Annotated in this window: 4 protein-coding genes; 1 reads left to right on the top strand and 3 read right to left on the bottom strand. The window is 62.3% G+C overall.

Annotated features, from left to right (window positions below; all coding sequences use genetic code 11):
* The 3 genes from WFJ47_RS16420 to WFJ47_RS16410 all read right to left on the bottom strand — a co-directional run.
* Window positions 1-1157: DUF4158 domain-containing protein (locus WFJ47_RS16420; protein WP_336764439.1), on the bottom strand; the 1157-nt coding region annotated here is incomplete at its 3' end.
* Window positions 1158-1161: 4 nt separating this feature from the next.
* A complete protein-coding gene (locus WFJ47_RS16415; protein ID WP_010339849.1) occupies window positions 1162-1746 on the bottom strand; it encodes a recombinase family protein in 585 nt (194 codons plus the stop codon).
* 133 nt (window positions 1747-1879) lie between these two features.
* Window positions 1880-2356 (bottom strand): YkgB family protein, encoded by a 477-nt coding sequence (locus WFJ47_RS16410; RefSeq protein WP_010339850.1) that lies wholly within the window; start codon window positions 2354-2356, stop codon window positions 1880-1882.
* 104 nt (window positions 2357-2460) lie between these two features.
* On the opposite strand from WFJ47_RS16410, the gene WFJ47_RS16405 reads away from it, so the two are divergent.
* A complete protein-coding gene (locus WFJ47_RS16405; RefSeq protein ID WP_010339851.1) occupies window positions 2461-3003 on the top strand; it encodes a MarR family winged helix-turn-helix transcriptional regulator in 543 nt (180 codons plus the stop codon).
* The last annotated feature ends 53 nt before the right edge of the window (window positions 3004-3056 follow it).

The following is a 3056-nucleotide window of genomic DNA, read 5'->3' as shown; positions in this document are numbered from 1 at the left end:
TAATTGGTCGCGGCGACCGCGACGGGATCGACCGAATCGGGGCGGATCAGCTTGCGGGCTTCATCGACCTCGCGGCCGAGATCATTCCATCCGATCGCTGCCTCGACCGCAGCGCCGATATCGCCACCTGATATCTTGGCGGCGAGCAAGGCAGCGCCGAGTTGGGCAAGCAGCCGGATTTTGCCGTTGATGGTGCGCCGGTTGCGCTTGAGTGTCGTGTCCGCGCTGTTCTGTTCGCGCCGGAACATCTGCCCAAGCAGGCGATCGAACATCAGCACCGCATCGTCGGTGAGGGTAACGATGGTTTCGAGGATGGTCGCCACCAATGTGGCGCGACGCCGCGTCGCTTGCAGCGTCCGAACATGTTGCGCGGTCAGCCGCACGCCTTCCTGGCACAGGCGTCGGAGGCGCTCGGGATGGACGCCTACGGCGATATCCGGATCGATCCCGATGGCCCGAAGCAGTGTCAGTCGCTCGATGATGGCGGCGAATGTCTTTCGGCCGGGCTTGCCGGGTGACTGCCGCACCCAGGCCAGATCGCTCAAGTTCGTGCCTGTGTGGGGCAGGAGAAGCGCATCGAGCAGCCGGCGCTGTCGAGCATCGAGTCCTCGGGTCAGATGCTCGGCGACATGGCGTTCGGCATCGAGCAACGCCTGTGCGACCATCCGCTCGACCGAACTGATGCCCGGCACAATGATGCGCCGTCGCCGGCACTCATCCAGCATCACGCGCGCCAGCCTAGCCCCGCTGGTCGTCGTCAGCGCGATCGGCAGGAGCCATTCCTGCAACGTCGTTCGCAGCGGCCGACTGAGCGGCATGAAGCCGAATGCATCGCGCAGTGCATCGAGCTGTTCGTACCGGGTCGGGCCGCGCGTCGCGTAGTCGGCCAGCACCTCGGGTCCGACCTGCAATTGCTCTGCGACGAACGCGAGCGGCGTATCAGGGATCAGTTCACCGGGTCGCAGGAAACGGCCAGGATAGCGCAGCGCGCAAAGCTGGATCGCGAAACCCAGCCGGTTATGCGGTCGCCTCCGGCGGACGATGATGGCCAAGTCGTCCCGGCTCAATGTCCAGTGCTGGACGAGCAGGGTTTCGTCGTCGGGAAGCGCGAGCAACGCCGCGCGTTGCTCGTCCGACAGGACGGCGCGACGCGGCATCGGCTTAGACCTTGGCCGGTGCGGTCCAGCCGATCCGGGCAAGCGTGCCGAGAAGGGTCGAACGCGGCACCTTGAAGGTCCGGCAGACGGACGCCTTGCTGGCCCCGCCATCCAGCGCGGCGGTGATCCGCTCGAGCGTTTCGGCGTCGATCATCGGCGGGCGGCCACCTTGGCGTCCCCGGCGTTTGGCAGCAGCCAGTCCCGCCATCACCCGTTCGCGCGTGAGCGCACGCTCATATTGTGCCAATGCACCGAACAGCGAGAACAGCAATTCGCCGTGCGGCGTGGTCGTATCCATCTGCTCGGTCAGCGACCGGAACGCGATGCCGCGCGCCTTCAGATCGGTGACGATCGTCAGCAGGTGCGGCAGCGAGCGTCCGAGCCGGTCGAGCTTCCACACGATCAGTGTGTCGCCCGCGTTCAGATAGTCGAGGCAGGCTTTCAGGCCTGGTCGGTCGTCGCGCGCGCCGGATGCCTTGTCGGTATGGAGATGCCGATGATCGACCCCGGTTGCGACGAGCGCGTCCCGCTGGAGATCGACCGTTTGGCGGTCATCGGTCGTTGACACCCGCATATATCCGACCAGCATGTACGACAAACCCTCGAAAGCATGTTTTCGAACACCCTATCAAAGCGACAGGGTTTGTCGATCGTTATGGGCTGAGGCGGGTATGGTTCGGCAAAAGCGCAGGTCCGGAGCGTCGCCTATCACCTGTTTGCCGTCACGCGTCTGCTGTCCGTATGGACGCAAGTAGAAGGCACGCTGATGCCGCAAGAAGCACCAGGTCCTTCAACAGGAACTGTCCGGTTCCGGCCGAAATCGCCGGGAACCCGCCAGCGGTCGGCTCGGCGACGCCAGGCGTGCTCAGGAAAAACGTCAGTGTCACGGCATAAGTCAGGCATGACATCGCCGCGCCGAGAGCGGAGGCCGTCTTGTTGAAAGCACCGATAATCAGCGCAGCGGCCGTCGCGAGCTCGACGGTGCCTATAAAATAGCTTCCACCCTGCACCCCAAAAACGGCCGGAATCCAGCTCATGATCGGACTGTTCTTCATCAATGGCGCGATGCCCATCGCTTCATAGCTCGTGAATTTCATGCAACCGAACCAGAGAAAGATGACCACCAGCGCCCAGCGCAGCAACGCGAGAGACCCGCGAGAGCCGGTCGTCTTTTCAGCTATGTGTAATGTCGAAAACATGGTGCCTCGCTTTCATCATGGCGCATGACCTGCCTTCATGCTTAGACAGGCGTGATATATGCGCTGCGCATACACTATACGCCGTCAATGAATGAGGCAACCCTTTGAACGTACTCTCGGACCGGCTCGTCAATCTGTTCGGCGCCCTCGCAGTGGGCATCACCGATCGAATTAAGAAGGCGGCATTCGACCCGACGATACCCGGCGGTGGCGAAACCACCGCGGCGATCGTCGTCATCGGTCACGCGACCGGTCTTTCGATCGACGAATTAGGACGGGTGCTAGGCTTGTCCCACGCGGGGACGGTGCGGCTTGTCGATCGATTGGTTGCAGCCGGGTTCGCCGTTCGATCCAAAGCGCTACGGGACCGTCGTGCAGTAGCGCTGATGCTCACTGAGGCAGGCGAGACTCGCCTATCTGCGATCCTGCAACGAAGAAACGAGACTTTATCCGAAATCCTTAGCCATGTCTCGAATGCTGACCGCCTCGTGCTGGAACGTATTGCCGAGACAATACTTGCGCAGATGTCTGACGACGCTGTCTCGGCGCTGACGATATGCCGGCTCTGCGACGAGAGGCGATGCTACAACTGTCCGATGGATGCCTTTGGAATGCTGGAGTCGTCGACGCATAGAGTCGACCCATAAGTGCGCGCAGAGACGCTTAGCGTATATCTGTGCCCGTTCTATGTCCTGACCCC

It is taken from the genome of Asaia sp. VD9 (assembly GCF_037150015.1).
Classification (GTDB): domain Bacteria; phylum Pseudomonadota; class Alphaproteobacteria; order Acetobacterales; family Acetobacteraceae; genus Asaia.
Note: the sequence above shows the minus strand (reverse complement) of the source record. Positions and strands in the feature narration are given on the sequence as shown.

Coding starts and splice junctions, on each gene's coding strand:
- WFJ47_RS16415 (WP_010339849.1), bottom strand. CDS start 1,746: ATGCTGGTCGGATATATGCGGGTGTCAACGACCGATGACCGCCAAACG.
- WFJ47_RS16410 (WP_010339850.1), bottom strand. CDS start 2,356: ATGTTTTCGACATTACACATAGCTGAAAAGACGACCGGCTCTCGCGGG.